1 protein-coding gene is annotated in these 864 nt (G+C 44.0%); it reads right to left on the minus strand.

Annotated features, from left to right (window positions below; all coding sequences use genetic code 11):
* Positions 1-864 (minus strand): transglycosylase domain-containing protein (locus tag V7149_RS09185; RefSeq protein WP_335345340.1); only part of this gene is annotated, 864 nt, incomplete at both ends.

Raw genomic sequence — 864 nt, forward strand, 5'->3', positions numbered from 1 at the left:
TTAAACTTCTCTTCTTGCTTTTTCTTTTCGATTAAAGAGGAAATATGCGGGACGCCGAAAGAAATTGCTTCTTGATTTTGCAAGGCTTTAGACATGATGGCCTTGAAAATTGGTGCAGTTCCCTCTCCGCTCGTAGTTGTTAAATAGTGATCCTTGTCTGTCCGATCATATCCTACCCATACAGCGCCAACAAGCTGAGGAGTATAACCTACGAACCATTGATCCTTTATCCCATTTACCCCTTCAATAGGAACCTGTGTTGAACCCGTTTTCCCGGCTACCTCTCTCCCGGGAATCTGTGCCGCTCTTCCAGAACCTTGCTCTACAACACCAAGCAGCATCGTTGTGATCTTATCGGTAACCTCTTTCGTTGTTACCCTAGTTTTCTTATCATCCCAATTAGCAATGGTGTCACCATTGGAGTCAACAATTTTTACGATCGAATGCGCGTCAGCCTTTTCCCCGCTGTTAGCAAAAACAGTGTAAGCTTCAGCCATATTTAATGGGGATACCCCCTTATTTGTTCCGCCAAGTGCCAGGGCAAGGTTATTGTTGATCGCGTCTTCCGGAATTCCAAACCTTTTTGCCGCGTCAATTCCTTTATCAACACCGATTTCGCTGAGGAGCCATACTGCAGGAATATTTAAGGAATCTTTAACTGCTTCATACATCGGAACCTGACCGCGGAATTTGAAATTATAATTATTTGGCTCATAATCTCCAAACTTTATTTTTTCATCCTTTAATACATCTGAAATATCCCAGCCATTTTCAAGTGCTGGCGTATAAGGGACAAGTGGCTTCATTGTTGAGCCTGGCTGACCTACCGGATGAATCGCCCGGTTGTGACCAAGGAGTGTATGC

Source organism: Bacillus sp. JJ1503 (genome assembly GCF_036965125.1).
Lineage (GTDB): Bacteria > Bacillota > Bacilli > Bacillales > Cytobacillaceae > Cytobacillus.